Consider the following 22,639-nt stretch of genomic DNA (forward strand, 5'->3'; position numbering starts at 1 on the left):
GCTTTTATATCCTCAGGATATAGAAGCCTGCCTCTTTTTTAAGTTGAACAATATTCATATCTTTGCGATAATGAGAATCATAATCATCTATATTTCCCTAATAATCCTGATAAGGAGACGGCATATGGCTTCATCCACAGATTCTGCTCTACAAGCTCCTTCTGTTGAAGGGAACACATCTGTCCGGTCGCGGCCGCTTGCCGCTGCTGTTATTCTGGTGCTGGGAATAGCAGCGATTGTCTTCGGCCTGATGGTATCCGTATCGGTCGGTGCGGCGGATATCCGGCTGGCTACCGTATGGGAGGCGGTGTTCCGGTTCAATCCGGAGCTGCCCCAGCATCAGGTCATTCGGGAGCTGCGGATTCCCCGGGCTGCCGCAGGAGCGCTGGTCGGCGCATGTTTTGCCGTTGCCGGTGCGATTATGCAGGGGATGACCCGCAACCCGCTGGCGGATTCCGGACTGCTTGGTCTTAATGCAGGTGCGGGCGTTGGACTGGCCCTGGCTTTTGCCTTCGCGCCAACATTATCCTTCGCTTACATCATGCTGTACTGCTTCCTTGGAGCGGCTGTGGCCTCACTGCTGGTATTCGGGATCGGTTCGCTCTCCCATAGCGGACTGACCCCGCTTCGGCTGACCCTCGCCGGTGCGGCAGTAAGCGCCATGCTGCTGGCGGTCAGCCAGGGCATTGCTATCCTGTTCAGCCTCTCCCAGGATATCGCCTTTTGGATGGCCGGGGGGATTGGCGGAGCGAGCTGGAAGCAGCTGCAGGTAATATCTCCTTGGGTCGCGGCGGCCCTGATCGGTGCGCTGATGTTGTCGCGTTCGATTACGCTACTGAGCCTGGGCAGGGATGTTGCAGCAGGTCTCGGACAGCGCACCGGTCTGGTACAGACTGCAGGGATGATTATTGTCGTCATCCTCGCCGGAGCGGCAGTCTCCACGGTGGGGCCGATCGCTTTTGTCGGATTAATGATTCCGCATATTACGCGTTACCTCGTTGGGGTTGACTACCGCTGGATTATTCCCTGCTCCGCAGTCCTTGGAAGCATTCTGGTCCTGGTGGCCGATATTGCGGCCAGGATGATTAATGCGCCATACGAAACACCAATAGGTGCCTTAATTGCAGTATTCGGCGTACCGTTCTTCATCTATCTGGCCAGCAAACGCAAGGGGGAGCTGAAATGAACCGTTCCACCTCATTCCCCCCGGCCAAGCCGCGCCTTTCCAGAGAGGCTGGTATTCTGACACTGCTTGCTGTGCTTATCGTCATTCTGTTTCTGGTCAGTATGAATACCGGCTTAATGCGTCTGTCACCGCTCGAAGTTCTACATACCCTATCCGGCAACGGCACCAAGCAGCAGCAGCTGATTCTGTTTGATTTCCGGCTGCCGCGGATCGTGATCTCCTTGCTGATTGGTGCAGGCTTCGCGGTAGCCGGAGTGATTCTGCAAGGCTTGTCGCGTAATGCTCTCGCTGAGCCTTCCACCCTGGGGATCAATGCCGGAGCCGGATTCGCTGTACTGATCTTTATCTCCTTTGTACCGGCTACTACAGCAGCTCCGATCCTCGTGCTTCCGCTACTGGCGCTTGCAGGGGCCTCGCTTACTGCAACACTGATCTACTTCCTGTCTTACAGGAGGGAGGATGGGCTCTCGCCGACACGGCTGATCCTGATCGGGATTGCTGTGGGTGCCGGGATATACGCTTTTCAGCTTATTTTGTCATTAAGACTCGACCCGCAGAATTATCAGTTCGTAGCCATCTGGCTGGCCGGCAAAATCTGGGGCGGAGACTGGCGGTTTGTGCTGGCCCTGCTGCCCTGGATATTGATCCTGCTGCCCTTCGCATTCTACAAAGCCCGGGTGCTCAACGTACTGAATCTGGGCGATGAGCTCTCCAAGGGACTGGGCCTGCCGCTCGAACGGGAACGGCGGTGGCTGCTGGCTGCGGCTGTTGCGCTGGCAGGAGCCTGTGTATCGGTAAGCGGCAGCATTGGTTTTGTCGGGCTAATTGCGCCGCACCTGGCCCGCAGGCTGGTCGGCCCGCGCCATCAGATTCTGCTGCCTGCGGCTGCCCTGACCGGAGCCCTGCTGCTGCTTACGGCAGATACGATCGGTCGCTGGATCCTGCAGCCTGCGGAGGTACCTACTGGTATCGTAGTAGCGATTATTGGAGCACCGTACTTTTTATATCTTTTGGCCACATCGAAAGCGTAGTACAGGGATGTATATAATAAAAAAATCTAAGGAGTGTTTATCATGTCGGAACGTTTAAATACAGAGCAGCTGAGCATCGGATATGCGGAGACTATGATTGTAAAGGGGCTGAATCTGTCGCTTCCGACAGGGAAGATTACGGCGCTCGTCGGGGCGAACGGCTCCGGGAAGTCCACGATTCTGAAGACAATGGCCCGGATCATGAAGCCGAAGAGCGGCAATGTAATGCTTGACGGGAAGTCCATTCACAATCTCTCCACCAAAGAGGTGGCCCGCCAGCTGGCGATTCTGCCGCAGAATCCTACTGCCCCGGATGGCTTAACGGTATCTGAGCTGGTAGGATATGGACGGTATCCGCATCAGAAGGGCTTCGGCAGCCTGACGCCTGAAGACCGCAGCATTATTGCCGAGGCGATTGAATTGACCGGCATGAATGAATTCCGTGACCGGCCGATTGACCGTCTCTCCGGCGGACAGCGGCAGCGGGCCTGGATCGCCATGGCGCTGGCCCAGCAGACGGATATTCTGTTCCTTGACGAGCCGACGACCTTCCTGGATATGGCCCATCAGCTGGAGGTGCTTCAGCTGCTGCAGAAGCTCAATGAGCAGGAAGGCCGGACGATTATTATGGTTGTCCATGATTTGAACCATGCTTCGCGTTACGCGCAGCATATGGTAGCGATCAAATCCGGTAATGTGATCAGCGAAGGCGCTCCGAATGAGGTAATGACACCGGCGGTGCTGCGCGAGGTATTCGGTATTGAGGCAGATATTGTACCTGATCCGCGTACAGGTGTGCCGCTCTGTCTGCCTTATGAGCTGGCGGCATATAAGGCAGTAGGGTTATAGGCTGGATGATACAGAATTGTGCAAGCGGGGAGTGGACAGCAGCATGAATGAACATCTGATGCAAGAATATAGCTCCAAGTTCGATCTCCATTCTACAGTACCAGAGGGAACCGTGCATTCCTTCGCCGCTGCTGAACTGGCAGAAGAGGCGGGGATGAGGACCTTCATGGAGGCTTACCGTCCGCTGATGAAGGCGCTCGATGATAAAGCCGCTGGTGCATATTTCGGCGGTTACTTAAGCATTATTGCACTCGCTGTCCAATATTCCGTGACCGGCTTCTTATGCGTACCGGACTTCAGCTTACGAAATCTGCGGCTGCATCTTGTTCCGGCAGATGGCTACTGCCGTGTTGCCTTCTCGCTTCGTGAATGGGGGATGGGACAAGCTCCTGCAGATGAGCCTGGCCGCAAGGCTTGGCGCAATGAGGTGCTCACGAGCTTCTATCAGAGTACAGCCGGACCGCTGATACGCATGGCTTCACAAGTGAGCGGCCTTTCGCTTGGGGAGATCTGGGGACAGATGCCGACCAAATTCAATTATTATGCGGAAGCCTTTGCCGCTGGGCTTACAGATCCGCTCTTGCTCCGCCGGCTGGAGGAGGATTACGCCTATCTGAAGGATGAGCTGCCTGCTGCCGTATTCGGGATGCTGCGCAATCCGTTCCAGGTGAAGGTGCGGAGAATCGAGTCGCTCGCGGACCCGCAGCAGACGGTGCAGATGCGCAACCGCTGCTGTATGTATTACCGGACAGAGGGCGGGCGGCTGTGTTATACCTGTCCCCGGATGAAGGAGGAGGAGCGGTCCGCACGGCGGGAGGAATTCCGCTCCGAGCGTGCAGCAGCAGGCGAATAGGGTATAAATGGGAATTTCGAAACATAATAATGCTGTATGCAGCTTCTTAACAGGCTCCTGTCATTGACAAGGGAGCCTGTTCGTTGTTAAAGTTGTGGTTGCTGAAGCGTGATTGCCCGGCGATATGTACCACTATTATCTTGTTCATAGAGTTAGGAGCATGAAGAATGAATATTGACAACATATATGAGGATTTGCAGCCGCTCATTACAGCAGGCTCACTGAAACGCCGTGAGAGCCTTAAGGATCTGGTCTATACCCGCATGGGCGGCGAAGCAGATATCTTGGCGGCCCCTGTTACATATGAAGAGATCCGGAGCATCTCTGCTTATGCCCATGATCATCAGATCCCGCTTACGATTCTGGGGAACGGCTCCAATGTCATTATCCGGGACGGAGGCATCCGGGGCATCGTGCTCCAGACCTCCGATCTGTCAGAGATGGGCATCCGTGGCGGCCTGCTCTATGCGCAGTGCGGGGCGAAGATTATCGATGTCTCGGGCTATGCGCTGGAGCAGGCGCTGACCGGTCTGGAATTCGCCTGCGGCATCCCCGGCACGGTAGGCGGGGCACTCTACATGAACGCCGGAGCCTACGGCGGGGAAGTGAAGGATGTGCTGCACAGTGCGCTTGTCGTTGACCCGGACGGCCAGCTTGTGACCCTGCACAGCGACCAGCTTCAATGGGGCTACCGCAAAAGCATCTTCTCCAGCGGAAAGTATATCGTGCTGGAGGCCAGATTTGCGCTTCTTCCAGGCGATCCTGCCGCGATTAAGGCATCCATGGATGAATTAACCTATCTGCGGGAATCGAAGCAGCCGTTGGAGTATCCGTCCTGCGGCAGTGTATTCAAGCGGCCGCCGGGCCGGTTCGCGGGGCAGCTGATTCAGGAGAGCGGTCTTCAGGGCACGCGCATCGGAGGCGCTGAGGTCTCACGCAAGCATGCGGGCTTCATTATTAACGCCGACAATGCAACGGCAAGTGATTATATCGGATTGATCCAGCATGTACGTTCAGCGGTGAAGCAGAAGTTCGATGTGGAGCTGGAGACGGAAGTGGAGATTATCGGGGAAGAGTTATAGGCGATAATTGTGGAAAAAGAGGGTGCAGCTCTAAGCCGGGATGTTGGCTTATCACTGCACCCTCTTTAGATTCTTACGGCCGGAGCCGCCGGATAATCAGCTTACAGCCAGCGAATATTTCGCCCGGCTAGTCTGCAGATCCACCTTGGCTTCGGATACTTCATGAAGCTGCAGACCGCTCACTGCCAGCTCATATCCCGGCTGCGGCAGGGGCACCAGCTCTCCGTCCGCATTCAGGGTACTGCCTGTGCCGCGCAGAATGACCGCACTGTCCAGATAATCATCAATGACATCGTCAGCGTTCCGGTAGTCAACGGTCTCCAGCTTGAAGTGGACGGTGTCCAGATCCTCCAGCTCCCGTTTTTCGATAACAAGGGTCGTATCCTTCCGGGCTTCCAGCCAATCGATAAGCTTCTGTACGTTTGCTTCCATAGATGATCCCATCCTTCGGTTAATAGAGATTGTTAATTCTAAGTTACCCCTTTCCATACAAATGAATCCGTGCAAATTAGTTGAACTATGCAAGGTGTTTGCCGTTCTTCATTCGTGTGTAAACTATTCTTATGCATTGTAATGATGCCAATATCCTACAAGAAGGTGAATCGGATGGGGAATGCATTGCTATGGGGCGCAGTCTCCGGCTCGGCGGTCATGATTGGCGCGCTCTTGGCCTTATTCCTACGGATTCAAAGCAAGCTGATCGGCTTCATTATGGCGTTCGGGACCGGTGTGCTGATCGGCGCGGCGGCGTATGAATTGTTAGAGGATTCTGCCAGTGACGGCGGTCTGACCCCGACGATTATCGGCTTCACCGCCGGAGCGCTGGTGTTCACCGTGTTCGACTGGCTGATCTCGTGTAAAGGGGGAGCCGGACGCAAGCGCTCAGCCAGAGCGTCTTCAGGGAAGAGCGATGCCAAGGGCGGAGGGCTGGCTATTTTTGCCGGAACGGTACTGGATGCGATTCCTGAATCGATCATGATCGGCGCAAGTCTCATTGCGGGTCAAGGCGTTAGCGTACTGCTGGTCATTGCCATCTTCATCAGCAATATTCCCGAAGGCTTGTCCAGCACGGCTGGACTGAAGCAGGACGGCTATGGCAAAGGCAAGATTATGCTGCTGTGGCTCGGCGTACTCGTTATCTCCACACTGGCCTCAGGGGCGGGATATGCGTTCATGGATCACGCAAGCGGGTATACGGAAGCGCTGATTGCCTCTTTTGCCGGAGGAGGGATTATTGCTATGGTGTCCTCCAGCATGATGCCCGAAGCCTACGAAGAAGGGGGGCCGCTAACAGGGTTCATCGCTGCGATGGGACTGCTGTGCTCGCTGATTCTGGATCAGCTGTGAGGGTTGTCAAGCCCGCTGCAATCATGGTATAGTTCAAGACGCACCAAGCTAAAGAAGGAATCTGCGCCGCGCGCAGGAGAGGTTCGCGAACTCCCTCTATAAAAAACTAAGCTATCTTAGTAGAGCCAGGTTTTCGAAATCTCGTTCTTCTTTCCAGTTCAGGCCAGGGGCCTAGGGAAAAGAGAGGGGTTTTTTGTCATGTCAGAAGGCAGAATGCAAGAGGAAATGCAGGGGGTTACCCTGCTGGGCAACCAAGGCACACAGTACAAGTTCGGCTATGATCCGGGAATTCTGGAGGCGTTCGATAACAAGCATCCCGGCCGTGATTATTTCGTCAAATTCAACTGTCCCGAGTTCACCAGCCTGTGTCCCGTGACCGGTCAGCCGGATTTCGGGGTGATGTACATCTCGTACATTCCGGATATCCGAATGGTGGAATCGAAGTCACTGAAGCTCTATCTGTTCAGCTTCCGCAATCATGGGGATTTCCATGAGGACTGTGTCAACATTATTATGAATGATCTGATCTCGCTGATGGAGCCGCGTTATATCGAAGTGTGGGGCAAATTCACGCCGCGCGGCGGTATTTCCATCGATCCTTACTGCAACTGGGGGCGTCCGGGAACCAAATATGAGGCGATGGCCGAGCACCGGCTGATGAATCATGATCTGTATCCCGAGAAAGTGGACAACCGTTAATCCGCAGGAGCCAGCTTCGCAGAGCAATCAGGAGGAGAGATCAGTATGGTAAATAGAAAAGCATTAGTCGTCTTCAGCGGCGGCCAAGACAGCACGACCTGCCTGGCGTGGGCATTGCAGGAATTCCAGGAGGTTCAGGTGGTCACGTTCAATTATAGTCAGCGCCATGCGGCCGAGATTGAAGTCGCCAAGGCGATAGCCGCAAGGTTCGGCGTGAAGCAGCATATTCTGGACCTGGGGCTGCTGAACCAGTTGGCTCCGAACGCTTTGACCCGGGATGATATTGACATTACCGCAGGTGAAGGGGAAGAGCTGCCCAGCACTTTCGTGGATGGACGTAATCTGCTGTTCCTGTCCTTCGCGGCCATTCTGGCCAAGCAGCTCGGCTACTCCAACATTATCACCGGGGTCTGCCAGACGGACTTCAGCGGGTACCCGGACTGCCGCGATGTGTTCGTGAAGTCGCTGAATGTCACGCTTAATCTGTCCATGGATGTGGAGTTCGTCATTCATACCCCGCTGATGTGGCTGGACAAGAAGCAAACCTGGAAGCTGGCAGACGAGCTGGGCCAGTTCGATTATGTCCGGGAGCAGACCCTGACCTGCTATAACGGAATCATCGGCAGCGGCTGCGGCACCTGTCCGGCATGTCTTCTGCGTAAGCGGGGTCTGGAGCAGTATGAGGCAGAGCGTCAGGAGGCGGGACTATAATGCGGGGCGAAGTAGCCGTCTGCAAAATATTCACCTTCGACGCTGCCCATCAGCTAATCGGACACAAGGGGAAATGCAGTAATCTGCACGGGCATACTTACAGGCTGGAGGTAGTGCTGAAAGGTGTGCCGTCCGTTCAGGAAGGACAGTCGGATGAGGGGTTCGTCATCGATTTCAGCGATATTAAGGCGGCTGTGCAGGAGGCAGTGGTTGGGCGTCTGGATCATGCTTTTCTGGCGATGGGCAATGAGCCTGTGCTGGAGACGCTGAAGGCGACCGGCTCCAAGGTAGCGATGCTCTCCTTCCGCACCACTGCGGAGAATCTGTCTGCCTATATTGCCTATGAGCTGAAGCAAGCGGCGTTGCCGGTGTATTCGGTCAAGCTATGGGAGACTCCGACCTCCTGGGCTGAGGTGCTGGCAGCAGATATCCCCGAGGAGGGACCGGCTTACCGGCTGTATGGAGGCTGCGATAATGAGTAGAATCCCGGTCATTGAAATGTTCGGCCCGACAATCCAGGGGGAAGGGGCGGTCATTGGCGTCAAAACGATGTTCGTCCGCACCTACGGCTGCGACTACCGCTGCGGCTGGTGCGATTCCGCCTTCACCTGGGACGGCTCGGCTAAGGATAAAGTAACGATGCTGTCGCCGCAGGAGATTCTCGCGGGGCTGCTGGAGCTGGCGGGGGAGAATTTCAATTGTGTGACCATCTCCGGGGGCAACCCGGCGCTGATCGGGGAGGCGATGGGCGAATTCATCTCCCTCCTCCACGAGCGGGGCATCCAGGCGGCGATTGAGACGCAGGGCAGCCGTTGGCAGGACTGGTTCCATGAGGTGGATGCGCTGACGATCAGCCCCAAACCGCCCAGCTCCGGGATGCAGACGGACTGGGATAAGCTGGATGAAATCATGAATAGAGTCGCTGATAACGGCAAGGCTGCGCATAGCCTGAAGGTGGTTGTTTTTAACCAGGAGGATTATGAGTATGCCCGAAAGGTTCACTTCAGGCACCCTGAGGTCCCGCTGTTCCTGCAGCCGGGCAACGATAACGTCACCGAGGAAGGTGACATCTCAGGCCGTCTGCTGGGGCGGCTGGAATGGCTGTTCGGCCTGGTCATTGCCGATCCGCAGATGAACCGCGCACGGGTGCTGCCGCAGCTGCATGCCCTGATCTGGCATAATAAGCGGGGGAAATAGCGCGCCCGCTGCCGGGATGAATCCGAATAGAGTTACTGATGGCCGGGCTTCCGTTACAGGGGAGTTCCGGTCTTTTGCTGTAATAGAAATGGGACAGAATTGTAGCCTCCGTCCGGTTCAGTTGTACTATAATTGAACAATGATGTGGGAGAGGGAGGAAATCATTCCATGAATTCGGTAATCAGCAACATGAAGCCCATCCGGCGGTCCAAGCTGCGATTATTTGCAGGCAAGCGGTATTTCACCTGGAAAAGATACTGGAAATGGATCACAGCCAGCGGACGTCTGGCTACAGAGCAACGCAGTGAAGCCCTGCCGTATGAGGCGGCCAGTCATGCTACACCGCTGCTGCGCAAATTGCGCAATGTCGATATGCAGCTCCAGCACAACAAAATCGTGAACCTGAGGCTCGCGGTGGCGAAGCTGGACGGGCTTGTCATTCAACCGGGCGAGAGCTTCTCCTATTGGCGCAGGATCGGCAAGCCCACGCGGAGAAAAGGTTACCTGGACGGAATGGTGCTCCATTATGGCGGGTTCCGTTCCGGCACAGGCGGCGGGCTCTGCCAGTTGTCCAATCTGATCTACTGGATGACGCTGCATACCCCGCTGACGGTTACCGAACGGCACCGGCACAGCTATGATGTCTTTCCCGATGAGCAGCGGACCCAGCCTTTTGGCAGCGGGGCTACTTGTGCGTATAATTATCTGGATCTGCAGCTGCGCAATGATACACAGCACGCTTATCAGCTTAAGCTGCATCTGGATGAGACGCATCTGCACGGGGAATGGCGCTGTGAGGGACAGCAGCTCTACCGTTATGAGATCTATGAAGACGGCCACCGCATCAGCCTGGAGCCGTGGGGTGGGTATATCCGGCGCAATGCGATCCGCCGCAGGGTGCTTACGCTTAGCGGGGAGCTGGCAGGTGACGAAGCAGTGGCCGAGAACCACGCACTGATGATGTATTCTCCGCTGCTGCACGGATAAATCCGGTGGAGTTGGGGTTTATACCCTAGTATAAGGAGAACAAGAATAAGGCATGGGACCCGTCAGAGGCGGATTCTGTGCCTTTTTTTTGTGCTGAATAGCAACATATAGATTCTATATTTTGAAAAAATGCTGCTTTTTTCGGCGATTTACGTTAAATTAACATAATGAGTCTTACATCCTATGAAGGGGCGTTCTGTCATGCGTACCAATAAACCGCCCGTTCCCGTGCCTCTCCTGATGGTAATCGGAATTGTGGCCATTTCGTTTTCTTCCATCTTTATTAAATGGTCCTCCGCGCCTGTATCGGTCCAAGGGATGTACCGTCTGCTGTTCACCTCGCTGCTGATGCTGCCGTTCGCCCGTCCCTATAGCGGGGCACTCTTTCAGCTGCGGCGGAGGGACTGGCTGCTGCTGGGAGTGTCCGGTGTCATGCTTGCCCTGCATTTTCTGCTGTGGATGGGTTCGCTGAATTATACCTCGGTAGCCAGCTCGACGATGATTATGGCGCTGGAGCCGTTATTCATTATGCTCGGTGCGTACATACTGTATAAAGAGCGTAATTCGGTCTTTGCTATCCTGGGGATGGCGATTGCCATCTTCGGCGTTACTTTTATCGGCTGGGGAGACATTGGCTTGTCTGCTGAGAATCTGAAGGGCGACATGCTCTCAGTTGGCGGAACCGTAGCGGTAGCCGCACATATGCTGCTTGGACAAAAGCTGGTGGCGCGTATGCCGTCCTATCTGTACAGCCTGATTGTATTTATCGCTGCGGCCGCCGTATTTGCCGTCTACAATCTCGTGACCGGCACACCGTTCTTCGATTATCCGGCCCGCGAATGGGGCATCTTCGTCCTGCTGGCGGTGATACCTACCGTCTTCGGCCATATCCTGTTCAACTGGCTGCTGCAATATACGTCGGCGACTACCGTCTCCATGAATATCCTGGGAGAACCTGTTGGCGCAAGTATTCTCGCATTCCTGCTGCTGGGTGAGCAGCTTAGCGGCCTGCAGTGGGCGGGCGGGGTGCTGGTCATGGCCGGGCTGGGCGTCTATCTGTATGCCGGGCGCAGGAAAGCTATGAAGCTCCGGCAGTCTCTGCCGAACGCTTCATAGCTATACGCGGACAGACCCGTGAGGCACACTTGATTGCATTTTATAGAACTTAGATAAAGGGGTAACGAAAGCAATGAATGAACCTAATCAGAATGAACCGGATGGCCTCAATAAGAAGGCGGCCCCTACCAGTGAGGAGCTGTGGAATGAGGATACCTATGCCGCCTGGACCCGCCGGTTCGGAACCCCTGCGGAGGCTGCGGAGAAGCTGTCGAAGGACCCTGCGGGGAAGCTGTATCCGCTGAACACCTATCTCGGTGAAGTGAAGGGCCGGAGGATCATGAATCTGATGGGCTCTAACGGCATGAAGGCGGTGGCACTGGGGCTGCTGGGGGCTGAGGTGACTGTAGCGGATTTCTCGGAGGCCAATGCCCGTTATGCCGGAGAACTCGCGCAGGCGGCCGGGGTGCAGCTAGAATATATAGTGTCGGATGTCCTGGAGCTGCCGGAAGCGCATCTAAACGGCTCTTATGATACGGTTTTTGCCGAAATGGGGATTGTTCATTATTTTACGGATTTGGCTCCGTTCATGGCTACGGCCTACCGTTTGCTGGCACCGGGCGGGACGTTCGTGCTGCGGGATTTCCATCCGGTAACGACTAAGCTGATCTCCTCCAAGGGGTCGACGGCCAAGGTGCGTAAGCATAAGGTGAGCGGGGATTATTTCGATACGGCGCTTGAAGAGAAGCAGGTGTCCTATTCCAAATACATGCCTTCCTCAGGAGCAGCATCGGAGGCGGACAAGCCGAATGTCGTCTACTGGCGGCGCTGGACGCTGGGCGAGCTGGTTACTGCTGCCGCTGCCAGCGGACTGGTGATTAAGGAGCTGGTGGAGGAGCCTAATCTGTCGTCGGATGTGTACGATAAGGGAATTCCCAAGACCTTCACCCTGGTTGCTGTCAAAAGATAATAAGGTTCACCATCACACGGTATCCCCGTTAGCGCAGTTACACAGGCGCTCCGGGGATACCGTTTTTTATTGCTGAATCCGCCGCCATCCCGGCAAAAGCCTGCTGGAGCGGAGACAGCGTATAGTCCTTGCGCCAAGCCAGCACAAAAGACCCGTTAGCCGGAAGGATTCCCGGCAGCTTGGCGTAGGCCAGACGGCCTGCCGATACTTCACCCTCAATCCCGGAGCGGGAGAACACGCCCACCATTCTGCCTGTGTAGAGCATCCCCTTGACTGCTTCCGGCGAGCCCAGCACCGCATGGTTCCATACCCTTACGTTATTAAGCTGTGCCCACTGGTCGGAGATTCCGCGCAGGAAGGAGGCGGCTTCATGCTGGACCCAAGGCTCGCGTGCTACGGCTTGGGCGGTCAGCTCCTGCTCCCCCGCAAAGGGATGCTGCGGCGCAAAGACCAGCACCGTCTCCTCTTCAGCAATCACTAGCGTATGGAAGGTATCGTCTTGGCCCTCTGTACTGTGCAGCACGGCGAGCTGGATCTCCCGGCTGCGCAGACGTTCCCGGATGGCGTCATCCGGCAGCACGGACAAATAGACATCGATCCCGTCATAATGCTGTGTGAATTGGGACAGCAGTTTGGGCACAAGATAACTGGCAGGGATATCGCTGGCGGTAAGCTCCAGATTCCCCGAGGCGAGCGAGGTGAACTGCTTGACCGTCCGCTCGGCCTCCGCGCTCAGCGAGACAATGCGGACCGCATATTGATACAAGGCGCGACCGGCATCCGTCAGCAGGACCCTGCCGCTCCGGTACTGGAAGAGGGAAGCGCCAAGCTCACTCTCCAGACTTTTCATATGGAAGGAGACGGTAGGCTGCTTAAGGTTCATCTCGGCGGCTACATCCGTTACTTTTTTATATTTTTCAATGAGAACTAAGATTTGCAGCTTTACAAGGTTCATGAAGATTCCTCCGGGAGGGGGCAAAAAGACCCCTATTGTTGTTTCGATATAGATTTTATCTATTTAATTATTCAATTTATATTATAACTTTTATCCTTCGGTTTACAAACTCAGTACTTTTATCTAACGAACGGGTCCTAGAATAAGAAGAGTCAGAAGAGAAGCTGATAGACACACAATAATGCTTCCCGAGTGAGTTTTGTACGAAGCAGAAGGAACGCAGCAGACACTCACAAAACCTTTAGGAGGAAAACAAACAATGCAATTCAAAAAATCGTGGATCATGGCTTTGACTCTTACCAGCGTACTGGCACTTTCAGCATGCGGCAACAACGGGGGAAATAAGGCAACAACCAATAACGGAGGGAATACACCGGCTGCTACAAACACAGAAACCAGCAGCGGTGCGAAGCTAAGCGGTTCGGTTCTGGCGTCAGGCTCCACAGCACTTCAGCCGCTCGTAGAGCAGGTAGCTGAGAAATTCATGGATGCGAATGCAGGCGTGGACATTCAGGTTCAGGGCGGCGGCAGCGGAACGGGCTTGACTCAGGTCTCCGAGAAGCAAGTCGATATCGGGAACTCGGACGTATTCGCCGAAGAGAAGCTGAAGGATGCTGCAAAGGCGGCTGAGCTGGTAGATCATCAGGTGGCGGTTGTAGCGATTGCGGCAGTAAGCAACCCGGCAGCAGGCGTAGACAGCTTGACCAAGCAGCAGCTGGTAGATATTTTCACAGGTAAAATCACGAACTGGAAAGAGGTCGGCGGTGCAGACCAGGCCATCCAGATCATCAACCGTCCGGCAAGCTCAGGTACCCGTGCTACCTTCGAGAGCTTCGCTCTTGGCACCAAGACCGAGGATCTGAAGGGCTCGATCCAGGAGGATTCCTCCGGTACGGTTAAGAAAATGATCGGCGAAACACCGGGAGCTATCGGTTATCTGGCACTGTCCTACCTGGATGATTCCGTGAAAACATTAAACTATGACGGCGTTGAGCCTTCGGTAGACAACGTAGTGGCCGGTAAATATCCGGTATGGGCTTACGAGCACATGTACACTAACGGTGAACCCAATGAGACTGTAAAAGCCTTCCTGGATTACTTCCTGACGGATGAAGTACAGACTGGCGATGTGGTTGAGCTTGGCTACATCCCGGCTTCCAAAATGCAGGTATCGCGTGATGTTGCAGGTACTGTAACACCTAAATAAGCTTCACCGGTTCGCAAGGTTAATTGATTTCAACTTTAATGTGATTAGAGGCGGATAAACTCTGCCTCTCTTTTCACTTTAGAAAGAGGGAGCATCTTGAGGGGACAACCAACAAACAAGCGGCTGGAAAAACATCATATAGAAAATTTAATCGGACGTATTTATATGTCCTTTTGCGTGCTGCTGCTCATTGTCATCATTATATCCATGGTCTATTTCGTAGCCTCCAAAGGCGTGGCTAACTTCGTGAGCGGTGAGGTCAAGGTCTCAGAATTCCTGTTCGGCACGAAGTGGTCGCCTGAAGCAGATACACCTTCCTATGGAGCCTTCCCGTTCATCTCGGGTTCCTTCCTGGTCACGCTGCTGGCCGCGCTTATCGCAAGTCCGCTCAGTATCTGCGCTGCGCTCTTCATGACAGAGATTGTGCCGGGCTGGGGTAAAAAGCTGCTGCAGCCGGTCATCGAGCTGCTGTCAGGCATTCCATCTGTTGTCTACGGGTTCGTAGGCTTAAGCGTCATTGTTCCATTTCTGCGGGATACGCTGCCCGGACAGGGCATCGGGGTGGCTGCAGGCGCGCTAGTGCTGTCGGTCATGATTCTGCCGACGATTACCAGCGTGGCTGCAGACGCGCTTGCTTCATTGCCGCAAAACTTGAAAGAATCCTCCTTTGCGCTCGGTGCCACACGCTGGCAGACGATCTCCCGGGTCATTCTCCCGACGACCTTCCCGGCGATTATGACGGGTGTAGTGCTTGGTATGGCCCGCGCCTTCGGCGAGGCTCTTGCCGTGCAGATGGTTATCGGTAACGCGCCGTTCGTGCCTCACTCCCTGTTCGAGTCCGCGTCCACCCTTACCAGTGTCATCACGCTGGGCATGGGGAATACCACGATGGGTTCACCGCAGAACAATGCGCTGTGGAGTATGGCGCTGGTGCTGATGCTGATGACCTTCGTATTCGTCCTGCTGGTGAGAATGCTCGAAAGGAGAAATAAAATTTGAAGCCGAGAACTGCGAATAAAATAGCCACTGTCGTTATCGTTACCTTTGCATTGCTGATCGTAGCCATCCTGGTTAGCTTACTCGGATATATCCTGATCCGCGGCATGAGTCATATTAGCTGGGACTTCCTGACCTCGGCGCCGCAAAAGATCCGCGCAGGCGGAGGCGTCGGGCCGCAGCTGTTCAACTCATTGTTCCTGCTGGTGCTGACCTTGATCATCACCGTGCCGCTGGGGCTGGGTGCCGGAATCTTCATGGCAGAGTATGCCCGTCCCGGCAAGCTGACCAACTTCATCCGTCTGGTCGTGGAGGTATTGTCGTCCTTCCCGTCGATTATCGTGGGACTGTTCGGTCTCTTGCTGATCGTAAACACCTTCAATCTCGGGTTCTCCCTGATCTCGGGTGCGCTCGCGTTAACCTTCTTCAACCTTCCGCTGATGGTACGTATTACGGAGCAAGCCTTCCGCACAGTGCCTAAGCAGCAGAAGGAGGCAGGCTTCGCGCTCGGATTATCCAAGTGGAAGATTGTCACCTCGGTATTGCTTCCGGTAGCTTTGCCAACTATTATCACCGGCACGATCCTGTCGGCCGGCCGCGTGTTCGGTGAAGCAGCCGCGCTGATGTTCACCGCAGGGATGAGCAGCCCGCGCCTGGACTTCAGCAACTGGAATCCGCTGAGCCCTTCCTCGCCGCTGAACCCGTTCCGTCCGGCGGAGACGCTGGCGGTGCATATCTGGAAGGTCAACAGTGAAGGCCTGGCACCGGATGCACTTCAGATCGCAGCGGGTGCTTCAGCCGTCCTGGTGCTGACCGTATTAATCTTCAATCTGGCGGCCCGTTACTTCGGAAGATTCATCTACCGCAAGCTTACCGCATCCAAGAGAATGAGCTAAGAATAGACAAGGCAATCCGCTTTTCAAAAAGAGTCTGTAGGAGGAACTAAGATGGGAATAGCAGAGCCAGTCGTACGCGAGTCGTTTCAAACGGAGGATCTGAGTATATTCTATGGAACTTATGAGGCGGTGAAGGGGATTAGCCTTCCTTTTGCCCAGAATACGGTGACCGCATTGATCGGCCCTTCGGGCTGCGGGAAATCAACCTTTCTCCGTTCACTGAACCGGATGAATGACGATATTTCCGGCTCTACGACCAAGGGCAGCATCTGGATTGACGGTGTCGATATCAATGCTACAGGCACGGATGTAATTAAGCTGCGGCAAAAGATCGGAATGGTCTGGCAGAAGCCCAATCCGTTCTACAAATCGATCTACGACAATATCGCCTTCGGCCCGAAATATCATGGTATCAAGGGCAAGCAGGCGCTGGATGAAATCGTCGAGAGCAGTCTGCGCCGCGCCGCCCTGTGGGACGAGGTCAAAGACCGCTTAAAGGATTCCGCACTGGCGTTGTCCGGCGGACAGCAGCAGCGTCTGTGTATCGCGCGGGCGCTGTCGGTCAACCCGCAGATCCTGCTGCTCGATGAGCCGGCTTCGGCCCTTGACCCGGTATCAACCGGTAAGGTGGAGGAGCTGATCAAGGAGCTGAAGGAAGAGCTGCGCATCGTGATCGTCACCCATAACATGCAGCAGGCCGCGCGGATCTCGGATTATACCGCCTACTTCTATCTCGGCTCCCTGGTGGAATACGACAAGACCGAGAAGGTCTTCACGAACCCTGAGAACCAGATGACGCAGGAGTACATTATGGGCCGGTTTGGCTGATTGGGAGACGGGCCGGGACGCGTATAGAAGGGAATAGACAAATTCGATCACACTGATCGTTCAGGACACCATCCACTAGCGGGTGGTGTTTTTGGCTGTTCAGGAGATAATGGGCCGCGAGGGGGACGGACCCAATGTAATCGAAAAACCGATCACATTGCGCGGAGCGAGGAGCAGAGACTGGATGTCGCCACACCCCTGCCTAAGCCCTTCACCTTTGTATGAGTAAATATCTCTTGCAAAACTAATCTAATTAGTTTATATTTTAACTAATAAGATTAGTTTTGAGGAGGGCTTTACAATGAGAGTGACACGAGAAGGCCATTTGCATCAGCTTACGTGGCTGCCGCGTATTTTTCCAGTGAATTGCTATTTGATCGAGGAAGAACAGGAGCTTACACTTATTGACGCGGGAATGTCCTACAGCCTGCAAGGTATTCTGAGTCAGGCCGCCAAGCTTGGTAAGCCGCTGACCCGCATCATCCTGACGCATGGCCACATGGATCATGTCGGAGCGCTTGATGCCTTGAAGAAGCAGGTGCCGGAGGCTAAGGTCTATATCTCGGAGCGGGATGCTGCATTGTTGGCTGGTGACCGCTCGCTCAGAGCCGGTGAGCTGCAGACTCCTATTAAGGGCAGTGTACCCGCCAAAATAGTGACCCGCCCCGACATTCTGCTGCATGACGGCGATAGCATCGGCTCGCTGACAGCGTTCAGCACTCCCGGACATACGCCGGGATCGATGTCTTTTCAGGACCGGCGCAGTGGAGCGCTGATCGTTGGTGATGCATTCCAGACCTTCCGGGCCACGGCGGTGTCCGGCAAGAAGGTTGCCTGGTTTCCTTTTCCGGCTATGGCGACTTGGAGCCCCGAACAGGCCTTGGTGAGTGCTTACAGGCTGATTGATCTTGCCCCTTCTGTACTGGCGGTAGGACATGGTGATCTGCTTATAGCTCCGGTGGAGGCGATGAAGCGGGCGGCTTCGGAGGCTGAAGGACAGTTAAAGGGAGGAGAGAGAGTACATGGCTAGAGCAGGTCTGGACACGCACACGCTGGTGCTGGCTGCCGCAGAGCTGGCGGATGAATACGGGATTGAAGAAGTGACGCTGGCTGCACTTGCCGCGAAGCTGGATGTCCGTTCCCCGTCACTCTATAATCACATCAACGGGCTTGCGGGGCTGCGTACACTGATGGCGGTATATGGTCTGGAGCAGCTGTATGAGGTCATATCGGAGGCAACGGAGGGGCTAAGCGGAGAGGCTGCAGTACATGCCATGAGTCAGGCTTACATCGGATTCACCAGAGCGCACCCGGGGCTGTACCAGACGACGCTAAAAGCACCCGAACAAGGAGACACCGCTCTGGAAGCGGCGGGAGGGAAGATCCTGTCGCTCATCATCCAGGTGATATCCGCATTCGGCTTGGAGGAGGAAGGCAATCTGCATGCCGTCCGTGGACTGCGGAGTATACTGCACGGATTCTCCACCTTGGAGCACCAGGGCGGATTTGGAATGCCGCTGGACCTGAATGTCACGCTCACCCGGCTGATTAACACCTATATTGCGGGAGTCCGCTGTATGGGATCGGACGCAGACAGCGTCAAATGAAATAAAGAGCAATCTCCAAGTGAGGTTGCTCTTGTTGTCACGGCTTATTTTGCCTAACGGTGTAGCTGCAGTTTCTGCCTCCCGCTAAAATGTACTCCCCTCGCTCAATATGAACATCATCTCCTAGCACCGTTTTAAATAAATGCAGCTCATTCTTGCATAACCCGGTACATACAGCAGCAGCTTCACAGATCGGACAATGTTTCTCGATGAACAAGTGACTGCCATCCTCCTGCGTCTTAACCTCGGCCATATAACCTTCATTGGTTCGAATCTCGGCCAGCTTCTCCAATTTCTCTCTAACATCCGATGCATCGCCAAGATGCTGAAGATATTGTGCCTGCATCTTTTTATTTCGAACATCCAGCAGCTTGTCCAGCCCTTCATTGCCAAAAGCTTCTTTCATAGAATTAATGAGGCTGATGGATAAATCCGAATATCCGGTTGGAAAAAAACGATTAGCTGCTGGTGTTAATATCCATAGCTTGGTGGGCCGGCCCATGGGACGGGCCTCTTCCACATTCGTAACCAATCCCTCTTCCTTCAGTGCATTCAAATGTTGGCGAATAGCCATTCCAGACAGCGAAAAATGAGCGGAGAGGGTCATAACATCCATGCCCCCACGCTCCTTTAACAGATCAATGATCGCTCTTCGGGTACGGGTGGAGACATCCTTTTTGATTTCATTCCGGCTCATGGTGCACCTCCTTTTTGCAGCTAATGAAGCTACATCACTCCCTACATTTTAAACAAAAATGTTGACAAAGTCAAAGCCGGACTGTAGCCTAGACTTTATAAACAAAAATGTTTACTAAGTATCCGGATACGATGTATACATACCAATTTCCTTGGAGGTCACCATTCATGTCGTCTAATCATCAAAGTATTTTCAGCCCGCGTTATTTTGCACTATCCATAGGGATTATCCTGTCCGTGATGGCCGTTGGATTCGAAGGTCTATCCGTAACCACCATTGCTCCTTCGATTGCCGGAGACTTGAACGGGCTTAGCCTGTTCGGATGGATATTCAGTACGTACCTCCTTGCGCAGATTATCGGAACGCTGGTCGTCGGTCGAATCATAGATAAAAGAGGACCTGCAGCACCATTCACTTATGCACTTCTGTTGTTTATCGCAGGATTGGTCGCTGCCGCAACAGCAGGCGATATGTATATCATGATAGGATCACGGGCCCTGCAGGGTTTGGGTGCCGGAGCTATGATGACTTGTGTGTATACAGCCATATCCTTAAGTTACCCGGATGAGTTACGTGCCAAGATCCTTGGAGCATTTGGTACAGCCTATGTTCTTCCGTCCATGCTCGGTCCATATGTAGCAGGTCTTATAGCAGACCAGTGGTCCTGGCGGTTTGTTTTCTGGGGGATATTACCTGTGCTGGCTGTTTCAGCAGTGCTCAGTTTACCTGCGTTCAGGAAATTGAAAGTGCAGAAGACGGGAGGAGATAGCGGATCTTCATCCACTTGGATGGCGTTACTCTTAACGATGGGTACAGGTCTTTTCCTGGTTGGTCTAGGTATGCTTCCGGGTATGATGGGATTTGTATTGGTCATGATTGGCCTCGCATGTATGATATTTCCGCTCCGTCAATTGCTGCCGAAGGGAACGCTTACGCTACGAAGAGGGATGCCGGCGATTCTGGCAACACGCGGGTTGTTCTTCGCTGCCTATACCAGCACACAGAATTTCCTGGTATTGGCTCTAATTAATGTGAAAGGAATTACACCTTCTCAGGCCGGTTTAATCGTAGCGAGTGCTGCATTAAGCTGGTGTATCATTGCGTATCTGCAAGGACGATGGGATGCGGCAGATCAGGGCCGTGGACGTCATATGAGAATTATTCTTGGGGTATTGCTGCTTGCCATCGGGATTGCCATCGTATTCTGGATACCGGTTGTGTCCGTTACCGTTGCAGTTATGGGTCAGATCATCGCAGGAGTTGGTATTGGATTGGCGCATCCGATTAGCGGTGTTGTAGCCTTTTCCCAAACAGGGGAAGGCGGCGTGGGCCAAACCTCGGCAAATCTGCAATTCGCGGATTCTTTTACACCCGGCGTAGTTATCGGGATTGGCGGTTCCATCCTCGTCGTGTGTCAGGCTGGCGGAATGTCACTGCAATCCGGTTTAATTGTAGCCATGGGCTTCCATCTCTTGTTGATCGTCATAAGTATCATTGCCAGCACCCGGATCTCACCGCAATCCATCAAGAATGCTGATCCTAAGAAAGAGGGTGTGCCGGTCATTGTCCAATGAGGATAGGGAGAAACTTCTTATAGCCTTTGACATCATCGGGTCTAAATGGACGATCCACATCTTATTCACTCTTTCTTACGGTCCGAAGAAATTTAGTGAAATCAACCGGAGTATCCCTTCCATTACGCAAAGAATCCTTTCCCAGCGTTTAAAGGAGCTTCAACATCATAATCTGGTCAAGAGAACCAGTCCGCAGCGCCCTATAAAAACCATGTATGAACTTACACCAAAAGGAGCGGCTCTCGCTACGTTCATACCTTGTTTAATGGACTGGGGTAGCCAAAACTAAATTAAGCTTGTAAACGAGGAGGAATGAAGATGAACATTGAGGTCAGTGAGATCGCAGCAGAGAAAATCACCGAAATCTTATTAACCGCTGATACCCGGCACTCTTTTCTTAGAGTAGGTGTTGAAGAAGGGGGATGCAGCGGATTATCTTATACCCTTGTCTTGGATGAGCAGCAGACAGAGGAGGATATGGTATTCCATAAAGATAAGTTCAGTATAGTTGTTCACACGAAGAGTATTCCATATATTGACGGTCTTGAAATTGACTATGAACAAAGCGGAATGATAGGCGGATTCACCATGAATAACCCTAATGCCAAAGCCTCATGTGGATGCGGGGCCAGTTTTCGGATGGCTAACTATCGGGGGGAAGTTAAAAAATGTGATTAACCTGGGGGAAGGAGAGAACAGGGATGATATCATTTGAAGTAACGGAACAAGCTATTGATTCTTTTAAGGATGAATGGGGTTTGACAGAGGCCCAATATGTAAGAATTTATGCAAAATATGCAGGTGGCGGCTCAGATGCTTTTGCGATTGGCCTAAATGCAAGTGCTACACCGATCGATCCGGCATTGGTTCAATCTATCGGAGGCTTTCATTTCTTTGTTGAAAAAACAGATGCCTGGATTTTACAGGATGAACATTTTCAGATTGGCTGTAATGAAAATGGTATATTTTTAAACAAAATCTCCTAATGAGCATATGCAGGAAGTGAATTTGCTCATTTATAATGATAAGCTTAATTTGGTGTACAAGCCAGATTGACTTAGGAGGCTGAATTACGTGGGCGAAGCAGGTAAGCAAGAGAATGTAACCACCTTTGAAGAGATGGCTGAGGTAGTCGCCCGACTGGGGATTGTGCCGCTGGCACCTCTGATCCCGGAGCATCCGTCTGTGAACGGGCTGACGCTGGCGGAGAATTGGCATACCGATACAGAGCTGGACCCCTGGCGCTGGCGGGTCAGATTTCCCGGAGAAGGCTTAGCCGGCTATGGAAAATTCATCAAGAAAAAAGCCGTGCTCGTATCCCGCGAGTGGCTTCCGGCTTACTTGGCAGCGTCCGGGCCTCGGCAGTCTCTGGAAGAGCGGTATCAGAGCGGCCTGGCCACGAGAGAAGCGCTGACTCTGCTGGAGATTATCCGGGCGAATGAGGGAATTGAGACACGCCAGCTGCGGTCAATGGCTGATATGAAGGCCAAGGAGAAGAAGACGGCTTTTGACAATGCAGTAACGGAGCTGCAAGGGTCTCTGGATATCGTAATCTCCGGCGTGAAGCAACGGGTGAATGCGGACGGAGAGCCGAATGGCTGGAACAGCACCTCTTTTGAAACCTCGAGGCACTGGATGCATGAAGCGGGCATTCTGCCCTTTGAGGGATCGAGAGTAGAGGCGATAGCCTGGTTGCGTTCACGTATGGAAGCGGCGTGGGCACCGGAGGCGGTTGCCTGGATCAATAAGGCGCTGGGCTGGAAATAGACAAAGAACGGTAGTCCTTCATATGAAGAGGGCTGCCGTTTTTGGCGTTTTGACAGGGGAGACAAATAAAAACGGCTAATCTCATTCCCGCAGGAGACCGGCCGTAAGCGCTTACGAATATGTGATTGTCCTACGTATCTTGTG

27 protein-coding genes and 1 riboswitch are annotated in these 22,639 nt (G+C 53.7%); of the genes, 24 read left to right on the forward strand and 3 right to left on the reverse strand.

Features of this window, described 5'->3' with window-relative positions; all coding sequences use genetic code 11:
• Positions 1-124: 124 nt before the first annotated feature.
• The 5 genes from MKY96_RS11220 (at position 125) to murB (ending at position 5,001) form a co-directional block, all read left to right on the forward strand.
• Positions 125-1,186: a FecCD family ABC transporter permease gene (locus MKY96_RS11220; RefSeq protein WP_339257241.1), complete on the forward strand. Its 1,062-nt coding sequence runs from the start codon at positions 125-127 to the stop codon at positions 1,184-1,186.
• Positions 1,183-2,217 carry a FecCD family ABC transporter permease gene (locus tag MKY96_RS11225; RefSeq protein ID WP_339257239.1) on the forward strand — a complete coding sequence of 345 codons (1,035 nt, stop codon included), beginning with the start codon at positions 1,183-1,185 and terminating at the stop codon, positions 2,215-2,217. Before MKY96_RS11220 ends, MKY96_RS11225 begins: the two co-directional genes overlap by 4 nt.
• Positions 2,218-2,259: 42 nt before the next feature.
• Entirely contained in the window at positions 2,260-3,066 is an 807-nt protein-coding gene (locus tag MKY96_RS11230; protein ID WP_340940398.1) for an ABC transporter ATP-binding protein, read from the forward strand.
• Positions 3,067-3,109: 43 nt separating this feature from the next.
• Positions 3,110-3,919, forward strand: coding sequence for a (2Fe-2S)-binding protein (locus tag MKY96_RS11235; protein WP_340940400.1), 810 nt, complete (start codon positions 3,110-3,112; stop codon positions 3,917-3,919).
• Positions 3,920-4,086: 167 nt separating this feature from the next.
• A complete protein-coding gene (murB, locus tag MKY96_RS11240; RefSeq protein WP_340940402.1) occupies positions 4,087-5,001 on the forward strand; it encodes a UDP-N-acetylmuramate dehydrogenase in 915 nt (304 codons plus the stop codon).
• A gap of 96 nt (positions 5,002-5,097) precedes the next feature.
• On the opposite strand, the gene MKY96_RS11245 is transcribed toward murB, so the two are convergent.
• On the reverse strand, positions 5,098-5,433 hold the full coding sequence (locus MKY96_RS11245; RefSeq protein WP_340940404.1) for a hypothetical protein: 336 nt from the start codon (positions 5,431-5,433) through the stop codon (positions 5,098-5,100).
• A gap of 174 nt (positions 5,434-5,607) precedes the next feature.
• Here MKY96_RS11245 and MKY96_RS11250 point away from each other — a divergent pair, with 174 nt between their 5' ends.
• The 8 genes from MKY96_RS11250 (at position 5,608) to MKY96_RS11285 (ending at position 11,968) form a co-directional block, all read left to right on the forward strand.
• Positions 5,608-6,348: a ZIP family metal transporter gene (locus MKY96_RS11250; RefSeq protein WP_340940405.1), complete on the forward strand. Its 741-nt coding sequence runs from the start codon at positions 5,608-5,610 to the stop codon at positions 6,346-6,348.
• Between the two features lie 72 nt (positions 6,349-6,420).
• Positions 6,421-6,464: riboswitch (PreQ1 riboswitch) on the forward strand.
• Positions 6,465-6,546: 82 nt separating this feature from the next.
• Positions 6,547-7,047 carry a preQ(1) synthase gene (gene queF, locus MKY96_RS11255; RefSeq protein ID WP_340940406.1) on the forward strand — a complete coding sequence of 167 codons (501 nt, stop codon included), beginning with the start codon at positions 6,547-6,549 and terminating at the stop codon, positions 7,045-7,047.
• Between the two features lie 45 nt (positions 7,048-7,092).
• The gene (queC, locus tag MKY96_RS11260; protein WP_340940408.1) at positions 7,093-7,758 is read left to right on the forward strand and encodes a 7-cyano-7-deazaguanine synthase QueC; all 666 of its coding nucleotides are present in this window, start codon (positions 7,093-7,095) and stop codon (positions 7,756-7,758) included.
• Positions 7,758-8,240, forward strand: a complete 483-nt coding sequence (locus tag MKY96_RS11265) for a 6-pyruvoyl trahydropterin synthase family protein (RefSeq protein ID WP_340940409.1) — start codon at positions 7,758-7,760, stop codon at positions 8,238-8,240. Before queC ends, MKY96_RS11265 begins: the two co-directional genes overlap by 1 nt.
• Complete coding sequence (gene queE, locus MKY96_RS11270) at positions 8,233-8,955, forward strand: 7-carboxy-7-deazaguanine synthase QueE (RefSeq protein ID WP_340940410.1); 723 nt, start codon at positions 8,233-8,235, stop codon at positions 8,953-8,955. Before MKY96_RS11265 ends, queE begins: the two co-directional genes overlap by 8 nt.
• Positions 8,956-9,123: 168 nt before the next feature.
• Positions 9,124-9,942, forward strand: a complete 819-nt coding sequence (locus MKY96_RS11275) for a VanW family protein (protein WP_340940412.1) — start codon at positions 9,124-9,126, stop codon at positions 9,940-9,942.
• 201 nt (positions 9,943-10,143) lie between these two features.
• A complete protein-coding gene (locus MKY96_RS11280) occupies positions 10,144-11,058 on the forward strand; it encodes a DMT family transporter (protein WP_340940413.1) in 915 nt (304 codons plus the stop codon).
• Between the two features lie 73 nt (positions 11,059-11,131).
• Positions 11,132-11,968, forward strand: coding sequence for a class I SAM-dependent methyltransferase (locus tag MKY96_RS11285; RefSeq protein WP_340940414.1), 837 nt, complete (start codon positions 11,132-11,134; stop codon positions 11,966-11,968).
• Between the two features lie 37 nt (positions 11,969-12,005).
• Here MKY96_RS11285 and MKY96_RS11290 read toward each other — a convergent pair whose 3' ends face one another.
• The gene (locus MKY96_RS11290) at positions 12,006-12,923 is read right to left on the reverse strand and encodes a LysR family transcriptional regulator (protein WP_340940416.1); all 918 of its coding nucleotides are present in this window, start codon (positions 12,921-12,923) and stop codon (positions 12,006-12,008) included.
• A 259-nt stretch (positions 12,924-13,182) separates the two neighbouring features.
• Between MKY96_RS11290 and MKY96_RS11295 the strand changes: the two genes are divergently transcribed.
• The 6 genes from MKY96_RS11295 (at position 13,183) to MKY96_RS11320 (ending at position 18,457) form a co-directional block, all read left to right on the forward strand.
• A complete protein-coding gene (locus MKY96_RS11295) occupies positions 13,183-14,130 on the forward strand; it encodes a phosphate ABC transporter substrate-binding protein PstS family protein (RefSeq protein WP_340940417.1) in 948 nt (315 codons plus the stop codon).
• 165 nt (positions 14,131-14,295) lie between these two features.
• On the forward strand, positions 14,296-15,129 hold the full coding sequence (gene pstC / locus MKY96_RS11300; RefSeq protein WP_442792645.1) for a phosphate ABC transporter permease subunit PstC: 834 nt from the start codon (positions 14,296-14,298) through the stop codon (positions 15,127-15,129).
• Positions 15,126-16,022, forward strand: coding sequence for a phosphate ABC transporter permease PstA (gene pstA / locus MKY96_RS11305; protein WP_340753431.1), 897 nt, complete (start codon positions 15,126-15,128; stop codon positions 16,020-16,022). The genes pstC and pstA overlap by 4 nt, the downstream gene beginning before the upstream one ends.
• Before the next feature lie 51 nt (positions 16,023-16,073).
• Entirely contained in the window at positions 16,074-16,850 is a 777-nt protein-coding gene (pstB, locus tag MKY96_RS11310; RefSeq protein WP_076079259.1) for a phosphate ABC transporter ATP-binding protein PstB, read from the forward strand.
• Positions 16,851-17,151: 301 nt separating this feature from the next.
• Positions 17,152-17,880 (forward strand): MBL fold metallo-hydrolase, encoded by a 729-nt coding sequence (locus MKY96_RS11315; RefSeq protein ID WP_340940419.1) that lies wholly within the window; start codon positions 17,152-17,154, stop codon positions 17,878-17,880.
• Positions 17,873-18,457, forward strand: a complete 585-nt coding sequence (locus MKY96_RS11320; protein ID WP_340940421.1) for a TetR/AcrR family transcriptional regulator — start codon at positions 17,873-17,875, stop codon at positions 18,455-18,457. Before MKY96_RS11315 ends, MKY96_RS11320 begins: the two co-directional genes overlap by 8 nt.
• A 37-nt stretch (positions 18,458-18,494) precedes the next feature.
• Here the strand turns inward: MKY96_RS11320 and MKY96_RS11325 are convergent, their stop codons facing one another.
• Entirely contained in the window at positions 18,495-19,154 is a 660-nt protein-coding gene (locus MKY96_RS11325; RefSeq protein WP_340940422.1) for a helix-turn-helix transcriptional regulator, read from the reverse strand.
• Positions 19,155-19,321: 167 nt separating this feature from the next.
• On the opposite strand from MKY96_RS11325, the gene MKY96_RS11330 reads away from it, so the two are divergent.
• The 5 genes from MKY96_RS11330 (at position 19,322) to MKY96_RS11345 (ending at position 22,495) form a co-directional block, all read left to right on the forward strand.
• Entirely contained in the window at positions 19,322-20,728 is a 1,407-nt protein-coding gene (locus tag MKY96_RS11330; protein ID WP_340940423.1) for an MFS transporter, read from the forward strand.
• Complete coding sequence (locus MKY96_RS33895) at positions 20,685-21,017, forward strand: winged helix-turn-helix transcriptional regulator (protein ID WP_445671433.1); 333 nt, start codon at positions 20,685-20,687, stop codon at positions 21,015-21,017. The genes MKY96_RS11330 and MKY96_RS33895 overlap by 44 nt, the downstream gene beginning before the upstream one ends.
• 29 nt (positions 21,018-21,046) lie before the next feature.
• Positions 21,047-21,406 carry a HesB/IscA family protein gene (locus MKY96_RS11335; protein WP_340940425.1) on the forward strand — a complete coding sequence of 120 codons (360 nt, stop codon included), beginning with the start codon at positions 21,047-21,049 and terminating at the stop codon, positions 21,404-21,406.
• Between the two features lie 23 nt (positions 21,407-21,429).
• Positions 21,430-21,714 carry a hypothetical protein gene (locus MKY96_RS11340; protein ID WP_340940427.1) on the forward strand — a complete coding sequence of 95 codons (285 nt, stop codon included), beginning with the start codon at positions 21,430-21,432 and terminating at the stop codon, positions 21,712-21,714.
• A gap of 88 nt (positions 21,715-21,802) precedes the next feature.
• Complete coding sequence (locus MKY96_RS11345) at positions 21,803-22,495, forward strand: AlkZ-related protein (RefSeq protein ID WP_340940428.1); 693 nt, start codon at positions 21,803-21,805, stop codon at positions 22,493-22,495.
• Positions 22,496-22,639: the final 144 nt, after the last annotated feature.

It is taken from the genome of Paenibacillus sp. FSL R7-0302, from assembly GCF_038006885.1.
Taxonomy (GTDB): domain Bacteria; phylum Bacillota; class Bacilli; order Paenibacillales; family Paenibacillaceae; genus Paenibacillus_AQ.